Genomic DNA, 15,148 nt, shown 5'->3' with positions numbered 1-15,148 from the left:
ATGATAATGTTTTGCTCCAGTAACGCAAGCCCTACGCGCTGCATGCTTTCACAGAGCGTCCGGGCGGCGGAAGAGGGCCGCCGGAGAGAAGAATGACGGAACCGCTCTTTGCTTAAAAGGAGGAGCTTTGTAGGATGGAAGGGTGAAGATCAGATTTTACCTGAATGACCAGGCGGAGCGCATCATGGCTCTGTGGAGCGAAAGCCGCGGGGAATACCTGGCGGCGGACTCCGTGCTTGCCGAGGCTGATGCCTGCATTTGCGGAGAAACGGGTTCCTGCGGAGAGGAAATGAAGCGCATTGTCGCGTTTCTGGATAGTGCCGCCGCCAAAGCTGTCAACCCTGAATGGATGATTGATACCGCGCTGCCCTGTTCCCCTTCCAAGCTGGTGTGCCTGGGAAAAAGTTATGCAGACCATGCGAAGGAGTTTGACGGGGATTCCGTGCAGGAACCGGCTGTTTTTCTGAAGTCGCCTTCCGCCATTACTTCCTGCAGTGATGTTGTTTTGTATCCGCCCGGCTGCGACAAGCTGGATTATGAGATTGAATTGGCCGTAGTGATTAAGGATGTGCTGAAAAACGCTTCCCCAGAGGAGGCCGCACGGGCTATCAGCGGCTATACCCTGATGTGCGACTATTCGGAAAGGGCCAACCAGCTGGAACATGGCGGGCAGTGGACCAAGGGGAAGAGCTATGACAGCTTTGCCCCGATGGGGCCCACGTTCATTTCCGCTGATGAACTTGGGGACGGCTCCGGCATTCCTCTGGAATTGAAAGTGAACGGGGAAGTGCGCCAGAGCGGCAATACGGACGGCTTGATCTGGCCTGTTCCGCGTCTGATTGCCTATGTTTCCCGGTTCATGACTTTATGGCCCGGAGATGTGGTTTCCACCGGCACTCCGGGAGGCGTGGGGATGGGGATGAAGCCTCCGGTATATTTGAAACCCGGGGATGTGGTGGAATGGGGAAGCCCCGCTTTTGGCTTCGCTTCCCAGGCTGTGGTAATTGATGATGAGGGGTAGGGGAATGGTTCTCCGGCCTTGTTGAATGTGGAGGGGGAAGGGAAAGCTCTGTCCCTTCCCGCTTCTGCGTATTTCTTCTGTATCCGGCGCATTGTTTTCCCGTGGAACGGAGCCGCCGGTGCTGCGTGGGCGGCAAATGACGCCTGCGCATGTGGGCAGGGCGTTGTTTTCTCTTGATTACTTCGCCGCGGTTTAGTGAAGTGGCCGCGTGAAAAACGTGGTTTTGTACGTGGTCATGGTGACCGGGCTGACGGCCCTCTTCGTTTGGCTGAAAGGCAGGAATGCGGAACGTGACCCTGCTTCCTCCGCCATGGTTGTGTCTCCGGAAGGCGCCGCCGCGCGTCCTGTTGTGCTGGTGGATGTCCGGACTCTGGATGAGTACCGCACGGGACATAAGGAGGGCGCCTTGAATATTCCGGCAGATGAGGTGGAACAACTGGCCCCCCGGCTTCTTCCCGATAAGAACGCCGTGATTATGCTGTATTGCCGTACGGGAAAGAGAGCGGACAAGGCGCTGGAAGCGCTCAGGAAGATGGGTTATTCCCATGTGGAAAACCTGCACCGGTTCGAAATGTAACTTTCCGCCCGATTGTTCCGTGCGGGGATTCCGCAAGGCGCCGGGCATGCTGTTTCCTGGTTCGGACGGCGGAATTTTCTAACGTAAAAGGCACGGAATGGATGTGGTTTTTCCTAATAAGCAAATTAAATTCAGAATTATTTAATTTAAAATCGACTGATTTTGAACGTTTTGAGTCGAAATTCTCTGTAAAATATCGAGATTGTTTATTTTAGTCTAGTTTTATTGAGCTTCTCTGTTTTTTCATCTGAGTAATTTGCTAAATATTAAAATCTAGAATATTTTTTGAATAATTTTAAAAATGTGCTCCAATCAATTATCGAAAAAAGTTGATTCTCCATATCTGGAAAAATAATAGAAGATGGCTTTGCTGGCTATAGAGAACGAGATGTCTGCCATTTCTTGTTCAGTCCATTGTTTTTCTCGGAAATAGAAAGATCCCCTGTTAAAAAGTTCTCCTCGACCTTGAGCATAAACATATTCTTTGTTGAGCTGACCGAACATGGCTATGGTGATGACACGGTCTCTTATGGATGAACCTTCAACGAAATCACAACCATCTCCAAAACAAACAAAGGGAAAAATTGACTCTCTAATCATGGAAGCTCGGAAACCAATGACGTTTTTTCCTAATCTTTCTATGGCATTCCCCTGAGCTTGTCTTTTTTTTCCTTCCTTTGCCCTCATATCATTTGTACCTTGGTTTTTCTTTTCTGATATGAGGATAGGAAATCGCCGTTCATCTTCACTTTTCATATAAAGAATTCCACCGTCTGGTTTCATTGAAGAAGCGCACGAGGGGGCTGCAAAGTCAACATCAGGGAATTGGGTTCGAAGGTGGACAATAATATCTATCAATTTAGCTTGTGGTTCCCATTCAAGGGTGATTCCGGGAAATTTCTTTTTCAGACGCATAGAAACAGATTTCACAGCTTGACGTAATAATTTTTCCTGCTTGGATGAAGTAGTATTAATAATTGTACCTTCCCGCTGGGTACGCAATGCAATTTTATGAGACATAGTGAGATGGCTATTAGAATTTTTCGACAAGGAAGAGGAATTCCTTAACTTTTATTGGGCGTTCGTTAAGATTTCTGCACCCTCTGAATGTGTTATAATCAGTTTGTAAGGATTGCAATTTACCTATTTTGGAGAGGAAGTTGATAAAGTCGTTGTATTTCACAAATCCCTCTGAATTATAAGATATTAGGATGAACTTTGCGGGGCAGGCTTGGACGGTTGAAAACAATTCATTCTGAGCTGATTGGCGTTTATTATAGAGAGAACGGTTCCAGTCGTCAGGGATTCCAGAAACTCGGGAAAATGACAGTGGTTTTTTATTATTTGCTATTAAATTGAGCATGAAATAATTTGAGCCATAGGGGTGTTGGTTATAAGGAGGGTCAAAATATGCAAGATCAACCGCCTGTATTGTTTCCATTAGTTGTCGTGCATCCTGTTGGTGAATGTAGCAGTCAACATCAAATCGAGAAAAAACAGGGAGTTTCAGTTCAATATTTCCCAATATGCGTTTTAGTGCATTTTTCCCATGTCCCCCAAACTGCCCAATCCCTTCGTGATTTTTATAGAACCCCTTGAAAACACCTGATGTATTGTTGTGCACAGAGGCTTCATACAACAGTGGAGCCAAGAAGAACTTTCTTAGATCAGGAGCAAGTTCATCAATCGCTTGCCTTGCTGTATCAATGTACATAGCGTTCCTTTTTGTGTAGAAAACCCTATCATTTTGTGTTATATTATCTTCATCGGCAGGAGCATACATTTTTGTAATAACTCCTTCATGCCAAGATTCTTCAATTCTTTTATGAAGGCAAGATAGCTCGTTTTTAAGCAAGATAATATCTACAGAAGATTCATTGGTCATGTAGCACTCATTGATAACCCTTGAATAATCTTCCAAGTCGTTACAATGGAGGCTTGAAGAAAAGCGTCTCAAATATCGGGAAACCACCCCAGAACCAGAAAAAGCATCCAAACTGCTTATTTTGTTCCTTCCCAACCTCTTACAAACCACTTCTATCCCTTTTCCTATAAAATCAAGCAGGGATCGCTTGTTTCCTATATATGTGATTATTTGCTCTGATAAATAATCTAGATATTCGTTAGTTAATTCGAAATCATCACATTGGAGAGGAAGCGTTTCCTGCTTCCTGCTTCCTGCTTCCTGCTTCCTGCTTCCTGCTTCCTGCTTCCTGCTTCCTGCTTCCTGCTTCCTGCTTCCTGCTTCCTGCTTCCTGCTTCCTGCTTCCTGCTTCCTGCTTCCTGCTTCCTGCTTCCTGCTTCCTGCTTCCTGCTTCCTGCTTCCTGCTTCCTGCTTCCTGCTTCCTGCATGGACGTGTGATTAGTTAGTACGAAAATAGATGTCAAGAATTATAATACCATCTTCTAAAATTATCAAGCCACGAACAACTCGGCCAATTTATCAAAAACCATTGTGAACAGTATTCAAAAGCTCTCAATTCCATTCATGTGTATCCTGCTTTCAAGAGAAAAAGTTACGGAATGGTCAATTTTCAACTACATAAAAGCACATTCCTTTTTTATCAAGTATGTTGTAGACTGAAGATTAGTCAATTATTATGGATGTTATTTTTTTGCGAACTTTTTTGGAAATATTGAGATATTGTTTTCCACTTAATAGATTGTCGGGTTTGTTAAAATTTGAAATTACTGCATGGATTTTTTCGGTATTATATTCTTTCGCCCCAATCAAAGTAGTTGTGTATGTCCTCTTGCCTCGTTTTGTCTTTGGTTTGTTTTCGTCATCCTTATCCATTTGTTTCTCCATGTTTATTGTCTTAGCAAGGTTTATCCACTACATGGTTTTCGTTCACTTTAATAATAGCTTCAAATATTTACTTGTATTCCTCTTTCTCCATTGCTTTGTGTATCTAGTGCAATATACTTCGTGTAGATGATTTATCTGCATACAACAACATACATAAGTCAAGATAGATGTTTTCAAAAATCGTTCCCTTGATGTAGAAGATCTGACTTACAATGGTTGAAATATAGATCTATTTTAATTCAAAATAATTTATGACTATTTATAAGTTAATTTTGGTGATATTTGTCAAACCTAAAGTGGATAATTCTAACTGAATTTAAGCCGTTCATTCTTTAATCAGTTCCAGTTTCCCATTGGAGGATTTTCCGCCCACGGAGCGGACCCTGGCTCTGAGGGAGCATCCGTTGTTGGCATGGATTCCCTTGGGAAGGGAAAGTTTGTAGAAATTCCCGCGGGAAGGCTTGCCTGCCAATCCGGCGTGCCGGTCGTGGGCGATTACTTTGCCGTTTTCCAGGAGTTCGACGCCGTCTATTTCTAGGGCATGGCTGCCGGAAGTGAAGACGAAGCGCACCCCCCGGAGTTTTTCAAGATCAGCGGAAGAAACGGGCCAGTCCAGATAACTCCATTCCGTGGATACCGTCGCGGAGGTCCAGTTTCCTATAATTGATCCGGCTGCTTTTCTTTTCAGGGAAGAAGGCAGGGGCGGCGCCTCCCGGATAGCCTGGCGGCAGGCGTTGACCAGATCTCCGGGAGCGTGCGCAGCGCTTACGCCAGTGGAACGGACCCATTTTTCCTCCCATGCTCCCATATCCGGATTTTTTTCGGAAAGACGGCTCTGAATAAAGTGTTCCCAGCGCGGCAGATAGTAGTCCCTGATAAGGCCGCTCCATATTTTGGCGGCGTAGTCGTCTACGGGAGGCCCCCATCTGGTCACCAGCCTTCTGGCGTTTTGTTCATACTTGTTTTTTTCCTCAGGAGAAGTTCCGTGAGACCGGGCAAACGATATCCAGCGCGACAGCCTCCAGGTGGGGTGCCCTTCCAGAAGGGAATCTGCCAGAAGGGCGTATTTGCGGAAATAGGCCATGCATTTTTCCGCGTTTTCCTGATCCTGTTCGTCCAGAGCTTCCTGGGCGGCCCGGATGGCTTCATTCATGCGTATGCCAAGATAATGGACTGCCATCTCAACGGCATCCTGGCGGAACAGGGGGGATTGTTCCAGGCCGCGGGTGTTGACGAACAGGGAGAGGCCTTTCAGAAAATCTTCGCTTGTGTTTACGGAACAGCCGCGGGTGCCGGGTTTCATTTGCCAGTTGAAACGGGGATGGTCCTTTAAGTTGGAATAGGCTGTGCGGCGGAACAGATTCCAGGCTTCCTTCATGCTGTCCGGATAATTTCCGTATCGGGCACGGCAATAATTTTCCAGATATTGTTCCACGTTTTCCTGGCGGTTCCTCCATGCGGCATCCGTGATCAGTTCGTAGATCACATCGTTATTTTCTATTCCTTCCGGGGCCATGCCCATTCCGGAGAGGCGCCCCCTGGATGAAGAGTTCAAGGCTTCCAGATGGCCGTTGGCGTAAAAATCCATTACCCCGGTCATGGCGCATTTGCCGCCCATGTTGGGAACCACGCTGTAAACCCACGGTTTATTGAAAAAACCCTTGAAGACGTCCCAGTTCATGCCGTTGCGCCAGAAAGTCTTGTTGTAATCCGCCGCCAGGTCCAGAAGGAGCATCTTATCGTCCGGAACCTTGCTGAGCAAAGCCTTCAGAGTATCTGCGTTCCAGATATTGCGCTGGTATCCGAACATCCATCCCTGCATGACCCATACCGCATCCGGGTTGGTGGAGGAAATGGAGCGGTAGATTTGTTCCCCGAGGGAGCTGAGCATATTGTTGCGGGCTTCGACGCCTCCTTTGTTTTCGGGAAGTTCCATTTCATTGAAGGAGTCCGCAAGAAAATAGGTGTTTTTTCCGAATTCCTTCTGCCATTCCTGCATGTACAGGCGTCCTATTTTAAGGAAAAGGGGCTCTTCCGGAGAAAGAAAATGGGCGTGGTTTTTTTGAGGCCAGCCTCCCCACCCCAGCCGGTGAAGCTTCGCTTCCGGATAAAGGCGGAGGATTCCCCGGGGAACGAAACCGGAAAAAGCGGGACAAATGGGGGTCATGCCCAAGGATTTCATCCTGTGCAGGATGCGGTGCTGCAGGGCGATTTGTTCCTTGTGCCAGCTGGCGGGCAGGGGGCCGTCATGATTGACGATGTTTCCCATCCGCTGCCAGGGAAGATGGGCCGGCCCCGTGTAAAATTCTTCTATTTCTTTTTCCGTCAGCCCCAGTTGCTTCCAGACCCGGACGGCGATCCCCTCCGTGGCAACCAGAGCCAGGGGCATGTTGATGCCGTGCAGAGCCATCCAGTCTATTTCCTTTTCCCAGCGTTCCCAGGTCCAGTAGGGCATCGTGTATCCATAGGTGACCACATTGAAATAATAGTGGTTGCGGAAAGGAGAAACGATGCGGCGCGGCGCGGTGTCCGGCAGCTGTGCCGGCCAGCGAATGTCTTTGTTTTCCCAGGATACCATTCCCAGACGGTTCGTTTTCAGAAAATCATAGAATCCCCGGCAAAGGGCTGTGCCGCTGCTTCCCCGGATCGTCAGCACTCCTCCGGAGGCTTTCGTCTCGAAAACATCATATCCGTCTTCTTTTTCAATGGTTTCCAGGTGCAGTTTTTCCGGGGAGGCGGCCAGAGACGGCACGGTCCGCATGATGACTGCGCGGGCGGCTTCCCGTTCCCTGTTTTTCTGCATGTCTTCCGCGAATACATGCAGGCTTGCCATCATCAGAAAGATCAGAATTCTGGGAAAGGATGAGATCATGCCCGTAAATACGCAGGGAGGGTCATTGTCCTTTCAGGGGATGGAAATGGCAGTTCCGCGGAATCCGGCCCAATGAAAAGGCCCCTGCATGTCAACATGCAGGGGCCCTGGTTGAAAAGCCTAAAAGCGTTTATTCCGCCTTGGGTTTCCGCGGCGTTCTCTTGCGCGGCGCTTTGGGCCTGGCTGGTTTTTTGTCCTTGATGTGCAGGAAGGTGAGCGTCTCCGTCCCGTCCGTTTCCACGGCTTCAATTTTATCGCCGGGTTTCACGTCTCCCCTCAGCAGGGATTCCGCCAGCGGGTCTTCCAGCAGGCGTTCGATGGCGCGGCGCATCGGGCGGGCGCCGTACTGCGGGTCATAGCCGTTCTTGATGATCAGGCTCAGAGCTTCCTGGCTCAGGGCAAGCGTGATATTCTTGGTCTTGAGACGGGAGATGAGCTTGTCCGCTTCCAGATGCACGATGCGTTCCAGGTCGTCCCGTTCCAGCATGCGGAAGACAGAAATGTCATCAAATCGGTTCAGGAATTCCGGCCGGAATTGCTTGCGCGCCGCTTCCAGAATCTTTTCCTTCATGGCGGCGTAGTCCGCGTTGTCGGCGGCCATGGCGCCGAAGCCCATGGTGCTCTGCCGTTTGGCGGAAGCGGCCCCCACATTGGAGGTCAGGATGATGATGGTGTTGCGGAAGTTGATCTTGCGTCCCAGCGAGTCTGTTACGCTGCCTTCTTCCAAAATCTGGAGAAGCAGGTTCATGACGTCCGGATGGGCCTTTTCCACTTCATCAAAGAGGATGACGGAGTAGGGCCTGCGCCGGACGGCTTCCGTGAGCTGTCCGCCTTCGTCATGGCCTACATAGCCGGGAGGAGAACCGATGAGACGGGACGTGGTGTGTTTTTCCATGTACTCGCTCATGTCCACCTGAATCAGGGCGTCCGAGGTACCGAACATGATTTCCGCCAGATTGCGGGCCAGATAGGTTTTGCCCACGCCGGTGGGGCCCAGGAAGAGGAATGAGCCGATCGGGCGGCGCGGATCCTTGATATCCGCACGGCTGCGCCGCAGAGCGCGGGCGATGGCGGAAGCCGCCTCGTCCTGGCCGATGACTTTGCTTTTCAACTCTTCCTCCATCCGCAGAAGCTTGGTGGTTTCCTTTTCCTCCATCCGGGCCAGCGGGATGCCCGTCCATTTGGCGAGTACGCTCATCACGTCTTCATCCGTCACGGGAACGTAGTTGGTCTCATAGGAGTTGCGCCAGGTTTCCAGCATGTTCTGAAGTTCCGCCTTGGCTTGTTTTTCCTCGTCGCGCAGGCGGGCTGCTTCTTCAAAAAGCTGGGTTTCCACAGCCTTGTCCTTGCGTTCCTTGATTTCCGCAATGCGGATTTCCATGTTGCTGATGTGGTCCGGGCGGGTCATCTGGGAGACGCGCTTGCGCGCGCCCGCTTCATCCAGGATGTCGATGGCCTTGTCCGGCAGGAACCGGCCCGTCAGATAGCGGTGGGAGAGCTTGGCTGCGGCTTCAACGGCTTCCTTCGTATAATGCACCTTGTGATGTTCCTCATACTTGGGCTGGATCCCGGCAAGAATCTGGATGGTGTCCTCCACGGAGGGTTCCCCTACCTGCACCTGCTGGAAGCGGCGTTCCAGGGCGGCGTCCTTCTCAATGTGTTTCCTGTATTCGTTGAGCGTGGTGGCGCCTATGGCCTGGAGCTCACCCCGGGAGAGGGCGGGCTTGATGATGTTGGAGGCGTCCATGGAGCCTTCCGCGGAGCCGGCGCCTACGATGGTGTGCAGTTCATCAATGAAAAGGATGACATTGCCTTCCCGGCGTATTTCATCCATTACGGCCTTAAGCCGTTCCTCAAACTGACCGCGGTATTTGGTGCCAGCCACCATCAGCGCCAGGTCCAGGGAGATGACCCTCTTGCTGCGCAGGAGCTCCGGAACATGGCCCTGGGCTATTTCCTGGGCCAGCCCTTCCACGATGGCGGTTTTGCCCACCCCGGCTTCACCGAGCAGGACGGGGTTGTTTTTGTTCCTCCGGCACAGAATCTGGATGACGCGCTCAATTTCCGAGGCGCGGCCGATGACGGGATCCAGCTTGCCGTCCCGGGCCAGCTGGGTCATGTCCCGGCCAAAGGCCTGGAGCGCGGGTGTCTTGGATTTCTGCTGCCTGGAGTAGGAGGGGGAGGAAGGCTCGTCCGTCGGGATGGCGGGGGATTCATTTTCCTCCTCGTCGTCATCGTCGTCCGGGATGATGTTGTCTTCATCCGCATCCATCTGGTATTTGGGGGTCAGCACGTCCAGCAATTCGCGCCGCGCTTGTTCCAAATCCACGCCGAAGTGGCGCAGAATCTGTCCGGCCACGCCGTCGCCGTCACGGATGAGGCCCAGGAGCAGGTGTTCCGTGCCCACATACGTGTGGTTGAGTTCCTGGGCTTCCCTGTTTGCCATTGCCAGGACTTTGCGCACCCTGGGGGTGTACGGGATGTTGCCCTCCGCCTGGGGTTCCGTGCCCCGGCCTATTTGTTCCTCCACCTGTTTGCGCACGGCGGTAAGCTCCACGCCCAGATTTTCCAGGATGGTGACGGCCACGCCCTTGCCCAGCTTGAGCAGGCCGAGCAGAAGGTGTTCGGTTCCTATGTAATGATGATTGAAGCGGTCCGCTTCCCGGCGCGCATGCGCCAGCACTTGTTGCGCCCTAGGCGTAAAATTATTCATGGATGGTCAAAAAAATTGTTTGGTTGCATTAGTTGCCGGAAAGTTCTTTCCGAATAATATCAGCGCGGATCTGGTCCCTGTGTTCCGGAGTGGTTTGGTCCGTGGTGGACAGGCGGGCCAGATGGGCCGGCTGGATGTTCATGATGGTTTTATTGACGTTTTTTAATGCCTGGTGGGAAAAGATGTCCAGAGACGCTCCCATCCGGAGGAAGGAGAGCAGGGCCAGCGCCTCCTGCGTGGAAAGCAGAGTGGCATTGGTCAGAAGGCCGTAGGCGCGGGAAACGCGGTCCTTCACCTGCAGGGAAGATGACTGGAGCAGCCGCCTGCGTGCGTTCCATTCCTGATGGGCCAGGTCGGAGGTGAAGCGGGTCATGCGTTCCACAATCTGGTCTTCACTGTCCCCCAGCGTGGACTGGTTGGATATCTGGAAAAGGTTACCGGTGGCTTCCGTCCCTTCCCCGTAAAGGCCGCGGACGGTAATGTTGAGCTGCGCGGCCGCCTGAACGACCTGCTGCATCTGTTCGGAGATGACGAGGCCTGGCAGATGCATCATCACGGAGGCCCTCATGCCCGTGCCCAGGTTGGTGGGACAGGCGGTAATGTAGCCCAGCCGCGTATTGTAGGCGTATGGGAGCCTGGCCTCCAGTTCGGAGTCTATTTTGGAGATGGCCCCCCATGCTTTTTTAAGCTGGATGCCGGGCAGGATATACTGCAGGCGCAGATGGTCTTCCTCATTAAAGAGGATGCTGGCATTCTGGCTGCGGGAGATGAGGACGGCGCAGCCTTCCGAACGCGCCGCCAGTTCCCGGGAAATGAGGTGGCGTTCCACCAGCAACTGTTTCTGCTGCTGGGTAAGTCCGGAGAGCTCCGCATAATAGCCTCCCTTCATGACGGGGATTTGGCGCGCTTCTCCGGAAGTGAGCTTCAGCGTTTCCTCCCTCTGCTGGCGTGTGGCCCAGCCGGGAAAGGGGGTGGCGGTCAGGTTGCGCGCCAGGCGGATGCGGGAGGTGAGGACGATGTCGTGCTCATCCCTTGATTCCACCATCCATTTGGCGGGGTTGTTGAGTAAGTCGTCAAAGAGCATGTATGTTAATTGGTCGGCGTGCGCAATTGTTTGATTTGATCGCGGAGTTTGGCGGCGCGTTCATAATCCTCTCTTGCCACTGCCAGGGAAAGCTGTTGTTCCAGATCGCTGATGGTATGGGTTTCCGTTTCGCGTTTTTCGGCCCGTTCCGGCGTTTTCCCGTGATGGTGGGAATCAGGCTGGATCTGGGTAAGAAGAGGGAGGATTTCTTCTTCAAAGACGTTGTAGCATTCACTGCAGCCCAGGCGTCCTACGTTTTTGTAATCCTGAAGGGTGAAGGAGCAGATCGGACAGCTTGTGAGGGGCAGGGATTGCAGGGCCGGAATGGGAGCGGCGGGCCCCGCCGCGCCTTCCTTGCCGAATTGGCCCTGAAGGTTCGGGAACAGTTTCTCTGCCAGATCGAAGGCATCTGGATCCAGCAGACCCCGCTCCTGGGCGCATTTGGCGCAAAGGCAGAATTTGGTGGACTTCCCGTTGATGATCTGTGTCAGGAACACCGTTGCCGGTGCAGAGCATATCTCACATTTTTTCACAACCCGCATTATAATGGCGCTCCCTGTGGCGGACTAGTAGTCTGCGTGTCATGGATTGTCATGAAAATGGGCTTTGTTATTGTACTTGAGAAGAATTCTTCCCGCGTTGTTTCAAACGTCCGCACCGTGATGAATACAAATAGGCTGTGCAAAAAATGACGCCCAGCACCAGAATGATGGTGGCGCCCAGATGCCAGCCCAGGGGGAAGGACAGGTAAAAAGCCAGCAGGGAGCCCAGCCCTCCGATGATTCCTCCCCCCCAGAAGAGATGGGACGGCTTGTTGGTAAGCAGGTACACCGTGGCGGCGGGGCCGACAAGCAGCCCCAGCGTCAGGAACGCTCCCACGGCCTGCAGGGAGGAAACGAGCACCAGAATGATCAGGGTGAAAATGCCGTAGCTGATGAGGCGGGAGGGGATTCCCAGCGTGGTGGCGATGTCCGGGTCAAAGAGGCAGATCAGGATGGGGCGGCGGAAGAGCAGCAGGATCAGGACGCTGACGGAGCTGATGGCGAAGGCGATCCACAGGTCGGAGTCGGACAGGCTCATGATGGAGCCAAACAGCCAGTCGTCAATTTTCTGCTGCAGGCCTAGCCTGACCAGCACGATGAAGCCCGCAGCGAAAGCCGTGGTATGCAGGATGGAAAGGGCGGTGTCCTGGTTCAGCCGGGATGTACGGGAGACGAAGAGGGAACCCAGACCCACCAGCAGGGCGGCCACCACAGCCCCCGTCAGCAGGCTCCAGCGGGTAAGGCCGAAGAGGAGCACCGCCACCGCAATGCCCGGCAGCAGGGCGCAGGAAAGCGTGCCGATTTGGAGGGCGGATTTTTTCAGGATTACCAGCCCGCTGACGAAGCCGTTGGCGAAGCCGATCATGACGCAGGCCAGCAGGGACCGCTGCGCGATGGGTTCGCGGAGGAATTGGAGAAAATCATCCATCATGAAGCTTGGGTTTCCGGTTGAGGTTCCATTCCGTATGTCTCCCGGATGCGTGCGGGGGTAAGCACTTCCTTCGGGGGGCCGAAGGCGGCCAGCTCCCTGTTCATCAGCAGGATGGTGTCGAAGATGTCTGCCGCCGTGTTCAGGTCGTGGTGGGAGGCGATGACCAGCCGCCCTTCCGCCGACAGGGAATCCAGTAGCCTCCCCAGGGATTGGCTGGCGGGGGCGTCCAGGCCCGTGAAGGGTTCGTCCAGCAGGAGGACATGGGCCTCCTGCGCCAGGGCCCGAGCCAGAAAGGCCCGCTGCTGCTGGCCGCCGGAGAGTTCTGAAATCTGGCGGTCCGCCAGGGATTCCATACCAAGAACGTGAAGGGATTTTTCCACAATATCCCGGTCATGCCTCCCGAATTTTTTCCACAGGCCCAGGGACGGATAGCGGCCCATTTCCACCAGCGCGCGGACGGTGATGGGGAAAGACCAGTCTACGTCGGAACGCTGGGGCAGGTAGGCTATTTCTCCCGGCGTGTCGTGCAGGGGGCATCCGTTCCACAGGATTTTTCCGGAATCGGGGCGGATCAGCCCGGCCAGAGCCTTGATCAGCGTGGATTTTCCTGCACCGTTGGGACCCATCAGAGCCAGCGTGTGGCCGCAGGTGATGGAAAAGCTGATGCCGTTGAGCGCGAGAAGGCTTCCATAATAAACGCTGAGGCTGTCCACTTCCAGTCGGTGGCGGTCCGGGTGGCTGGCGTGCGCGCCCCAGCAGATGTGGTCCTGGGTGCAGGGAGGGGCTGGGCTGTTCATTTCCATGAGAAGGAGTAGCTGTCGTTCAGGGAGGGGCCGAAGGACCAGCGGGTGGCGGAGACGGTGGTTTTCCCCTCCGGTTCCAGTTCCAGCGTGACGGGGGTGTCCGGCGTGTTTTCCGGCCAGCGGGCGGAAACGGTAAGCGTTACGGAACCGTTTTTCAACGGCAGGCCGCATTCCGTTTCTTCATGCAGCCCGGGCGTTTCGGGCTGCCAGAGAAGACGGCCGCCGCAGGAGATGGAAAGGGCTTCCGGACGGTGGGCGCATCTGACCGTGATGACCGTGGGAACATCCGCGGTTTGCGCCGTGGGGGCGGAATGCTCCGCTTCCTGTGATCCGGTGGTGGGTGCCGTCATGTTGTAGAGGAAGAATCCCAGCAGGATGACGACTCCCAGAGTGGGAAAAAACTGCCGCAGGGGTGTGCTGGTCATGGCCTGGGAGACGGGGAAAGGGCTTCCTTGATGATGCCTGTGTTTTGTCTGAACATGGATTCGAACGTGTGGCCCTCAGGGGCCAGCCCGTCGGTATTGATTGGTCTGGCAACGGGGATGTTCAGGGATTTGGCGATTTCCGTAAGGCTCTTGGGGTTGGAGGAATATTCCGGGAACAGGGCTTTTACCCCGGCTGACCTCAGCTTTTTCAGCGTGGAGGCCAGCTGGGCGGAGTTGCCTTCATCTTCACGGCTTATCCCCTGGATGCTGATGCTGCGGAAGCCGAATTCCCTGCAGAAATGGTTCATGGCCGCATGCCCCGTAACCAGGACGCGGTCCGTTTCCGGAATGTCCGCAAGTTCCTTTCTGGCCCAGGAGGAAAGCTGGTCCATCTTTCTGTTCCACCGGGACAAGCCGACTTTATAGTCCTGTTCATGGTCCGGGTCCAGCCGCGTGAGCGTTGCGGCCAGGGTGCGGGCGGCGCGTTTCATATTGGCCGGTGTGTGCCACCAGTGGGGATCGTTGGGACCGTGGGCGCAGCAGTCTCCGTCGTGTTCGTGGTCATGGTCTGCGGTGTCTTCCTCCACGGGAACATCCGGGACGGAGGCTCCGAGATCCAGAATTTGCGCGCTGCCTCCCAGGGCGTCCTTTAATTTGGGAAGGTACGGCTCCAGGTTTTTGCCGGAGGCCAGCACCAGGCGCGCCCGTCCTGCGGCGGCAATGTCCTGCGGCGAGGGTTCAAAGCTGTGCAGGTTGCCGTTGGGGCGCAGCAGGTCCGCCACCTGCACGCGGCTGCCGCCGATGGCGCGGGCCATGTCTCCCAAGACGGGGTGCAGAACCGCGATTTTCAATACTGGGGCATCCTGGGCCTGAAGAGAGCAGAACAGGCCCAGAAGACACAGAAAAGGAATCAAAATGCGCCGGAGCATGTTCCGCATGATGAACCTTCCCTTCAAGTGATGCAATGGTCAAATTTGTCTTCTGAAATGGGATGACGCTGACTTTTCAGGGATTCTGCACGGCCCTTTTTTGTTTTTCAGCGTTACGGTGAATTTTTGGTCAAGAAGGGAGAAGGCGGCGCCCCCGGCATCCAGCCCCACCAGGATTTCCGTGCGGGACGATTGCCCTTCACAGGAAATCCATCAACATGCCGCTTCCTGCAGGGAGGCGGCTGCGCCGGGCGGTCTCCGGATGAGCCGGGTGATGGAGTGATGACAGTTCCCGAATATTCCATGAGGAGCGGGGGGATCTTCCTGAAGAGGGAAGAGAAGGCGGGGAAGTTTCTTCTTGAAGTCTTTTCCCGTGTTCTTCCCCTGATGGCGGAGGACGGTTTTTTCTTGAGGTGGAAAGTTTTTTCTGGTTCCATTATCG

The 15,148-nt window shown here is 53.7% G+C and carries 13 protein-coding genes; 3 read left to right on the top strand and 10 right to left on the bottom strand.

Annotation, left to right across the window (positions count from 1 at the left end; all coding sequences use genetic code 11):
- The first annotated feature begins 142 nt into the window (after positions 1 to 142).
- Together AMUC_RS00380 and AMUC_RS00375 are read left to right on the top strand one after the other, a co-directional pair.
- On the top strand, positions 143 to 1,021 hold the full coding sequence (locus AMUC_RS00380) for a fumarylacetoacetate hydrolase family protein (protein ID WP_012419124.1): 879 nt from the start codon (positions 143 to 145) through the stop codon (positions 1,019 to 1,021).
- A gap of 208 nt (positions 1,022 to 1,229) precedes the next feature.
- Positions 1,230 to 1,598: a rhodanese-like domain-containing protein gene (locus tag AMUC_RS00375; protein ID WP_198153337.1), complete on the top strand. Its 369-nt coding sequence runs from the start codon at positions 1,230 to 1,232 to the stop codon at positions 1,596 to 1,598.
- A gap of 312 nt (positions 1,599 to 1,910) precedes the next feature.
- Here the strand turns inward: AMUC_RS00375 and AMUC_RS00370 are convergent, their stop codons facing one another.
- The gene (locus AMUC_RS00370) at positions 1,911 to 2,618 is read right to left on the bottom strand and encodes an EcoRI family type II restriction endonuclease (protein WP_012419122.1); all 708 of its coding nucleotides are present in this window, start codon (positions 2,616 to 2,618) and stop codon (positions 1,911 to 1,913) included.
- Between the two features lie 13 nt (positions 2,619 to 2,631).
- Positions 2,632 to 3,681, bottom strand: a complete 1,050-nt coding sequence (locus AMUC_RS00365) for a DNA adenine methylase (RefSeq protein ID WP_252906201.1) — start codon at positions 3,679 to 3,681, stop codon at positions 2,632 to 2,634.
- Between the two features lie 63 nt (positions 3,682 to 3,744).
- On the opposite strand from AMUC_RS00365, the gene AMUC_RS00360 reads away from it, so the two are divergent.
- A complete protein-coding gene (locus AMUC_RS00360) occupies positions 3,745 to 3,960 on the top strand; it encodes a hypothetical protein (protein ID WP_212374024.1) in 216 nt (71 codons plus the stop codon).
- Between the two features lie 772 nt (positions 3,961 to 4,732).
- Here the strand turns inward: AMUC_RS00360 and AMUC_RS00350 are convergent.
- The 8 genes from AMUC_RS00350 to AMUC_RS00315 all read right to left on the bottom strand — a co-directional run bounded on the left by AMUC_RS00350 (position 4,733) and on the right by AMUC_RS00315 (position 14,706).
- Entirely contained in the window at positions 4,733 to 7,279 is a 2,547-nt protein-coding gene (locus AMUC_RS00350; protein ID WP_012419121.1) for an alpha-N-acetylglucosaminidase, read from the bottom strand.
- A 130-nt stretch (positions 7,280 to 7,409) separates the two neighbouring features.
- The gene (locus AMUC_RS00345; RefSeq protein WP_012419120.1) at positions 7,410 to 9,992 is read right to left on the bottom strand and encodes an ATP-dependent Clp protease ATP-binding subunit; all 2,583 of its coding nucleotides are present in this window, start codon (positions 9,990 to 9,992) and stop codon (positions 7,410 to 7,412) included.
- Between the two features lie 28 nt (positions 9,993 to 10,020).
- Positions 10,021 to 11,076 carry a protein arginine kinase gene (locus tag AMUC_RS00340; protein WP_012419119.1) on the bottom strand — a complete coding sequence of 352 codons (1,056 nt, stop codon included), beginning with the start codon at positions 11,074 to 11,076 and terminating at the stop codon, positions 10,021 to 10,023.
- Positions 11,077 to 11,081: 5 nt separating this feature from the next.
- Positions 11,082 to 11,573, bottom strand: a complete 492-nt coding sequence (locus tag AMUC_RS00335; RefSeq protein WP_051729129.1) for a UvrB/UvrC motif-containing protein — start codon at positions 11,571 to 11,573, stop codon at positions 11,082 to 11,084.
- Positions 11,574 to 11,685: 112 nt separating this feature from the next.
- Positions 11,686 to 12,549 (bottom strand): metal ABC transporter permease, encoded by an 864-nt coding sequence (locus AMUC_RS00330; protein WP_012419117.1) that lies wholly within the window; start codon positions 12,547 to 12,549, stop codon positions 11,686 to 11,688.
- Positions 12,546 to 13,346 (bottom strand): metal ABC transporter ATP-binding protein, encoded by an 801-nt coding sequence (locus AMUC_RS00325; protein ID WP_012419116.1) that lies wholly within the window; start codon positions 13,344 to 13,346, stop codon positions 12,546 to 12,548. Before AMUC_RS00325 ends, AMUC_RS00330 begins: the two co-directional genes overlap by 4 nt.
- Positions 13,343 to 13,777, bottom strand: coding sequence for a hypothetical protein (locus tag AMUC_RS00320; RefSeq protein WP_012419115.1), 435 nt, complete (start codon positions 13,775 to 13,777; stop codon positions 13,343 to 13,345). The genes AMUC_RS00325 and AMUC_RS00320 overlap by 4 nt, the downstream gene beginning before the upstream one ends.
- Positions 13,774 to 14,706 (bottom strand): metal ABC transporter substrate-binding protein, encoded by a 933-nt coding sequence (locus AMUC_RS00315; RefSeq protein WP_167525129.1) that lies wholly within the window; start codon positions 14,704 to 14,706, stop codon positions 13,774 to 13,776. Before AMUC_RS00315 ends, AMUC_RS00320 begins: the two co-directional genes overlap by 4 nt.
- Between the last annotated feature and the right edge of the window lie 442 nt (positions 14,707 to 15,148).

Source organism: Akkermansia muciniphila ATCC BAA-835, assembly GCF_000020225.1.
Classification (GTDB): Bacteria; Verrucomicrobiota; Verrucomicrobiia; order Verrucomicrobiales; family Akkermansiaceae; genus Akkermansia; species Akkermansia muciniphila.
The sequence above is the reverse complement of the archived record's forward strand: the minus strand, read 5'-3'. Positions and strand labels throughout refer to the sequence as shown.

What these genes read in the sequence shown, in the direction of transcription:
- AMUC_RS00370 (WP_012419122.1), bottom strand. Translation starts at nt 2,618, where the DNA reads ATGTCTCATAAAATTGCATTGCGTACCCAGCGGGAAGGTACAATTATT.
- AMUC_RS00350 (WP_012419121.1), bottom strand. Translation starts at nt 7,279, where the DNA reads ATGATCTCATCCTTTCCCAGAATTCTGATCTTTCTGATGATGGCAAGC.
- AMUC_RS00345 (WP_012419120.1), bottom strand. Translation starts at nt 9,992, where the DNA reads ATGAATAATTTTACGCCTAGGGCGCAACAAGTGCTGGCGCATGCGCGC.
- AMUC_RS00340 (WP_012419119.1), bottom strand. Translation starts at nt 11,076, where the DNA reads ATGCTCTTTGACGACTTACTCAACAACCCCGCCAAATGGATGGTGGAA.
- AMUC_RS00330 (WP_012419117.1), bottom strand. Translation starts at nt 12,549, where the DNA reads ATGATGGATGATTTTCTCCAATTCCTCCGCGAACCCATCGCGCAGCGG.
- AMUC_RS00325 (WP_012419116.1), bottom strand. Translation starts at nt 13,346, where the DNA reads ATGAACAGCCCAGCCCCTCCCTGCACCCAGGACCACATCTGCTGGGGC.
- AMUC_RS00320 (WP_012419115.1), bottom strand. Translation starts at nt 13,777, where the DNA reads ATGACCAGCACACCCCTGCGGCAGTTTTTTCCCACTCTGGGAGTCGTC.
- AMUC_RS00315 (WP_167525129.1), bottom strand. Translation starts at nt 14,706, where the DNA reads ATGCTCCGGCGCATTTTGATTCCTTTTCTGTGTCTTCTGGGCCTGTTC.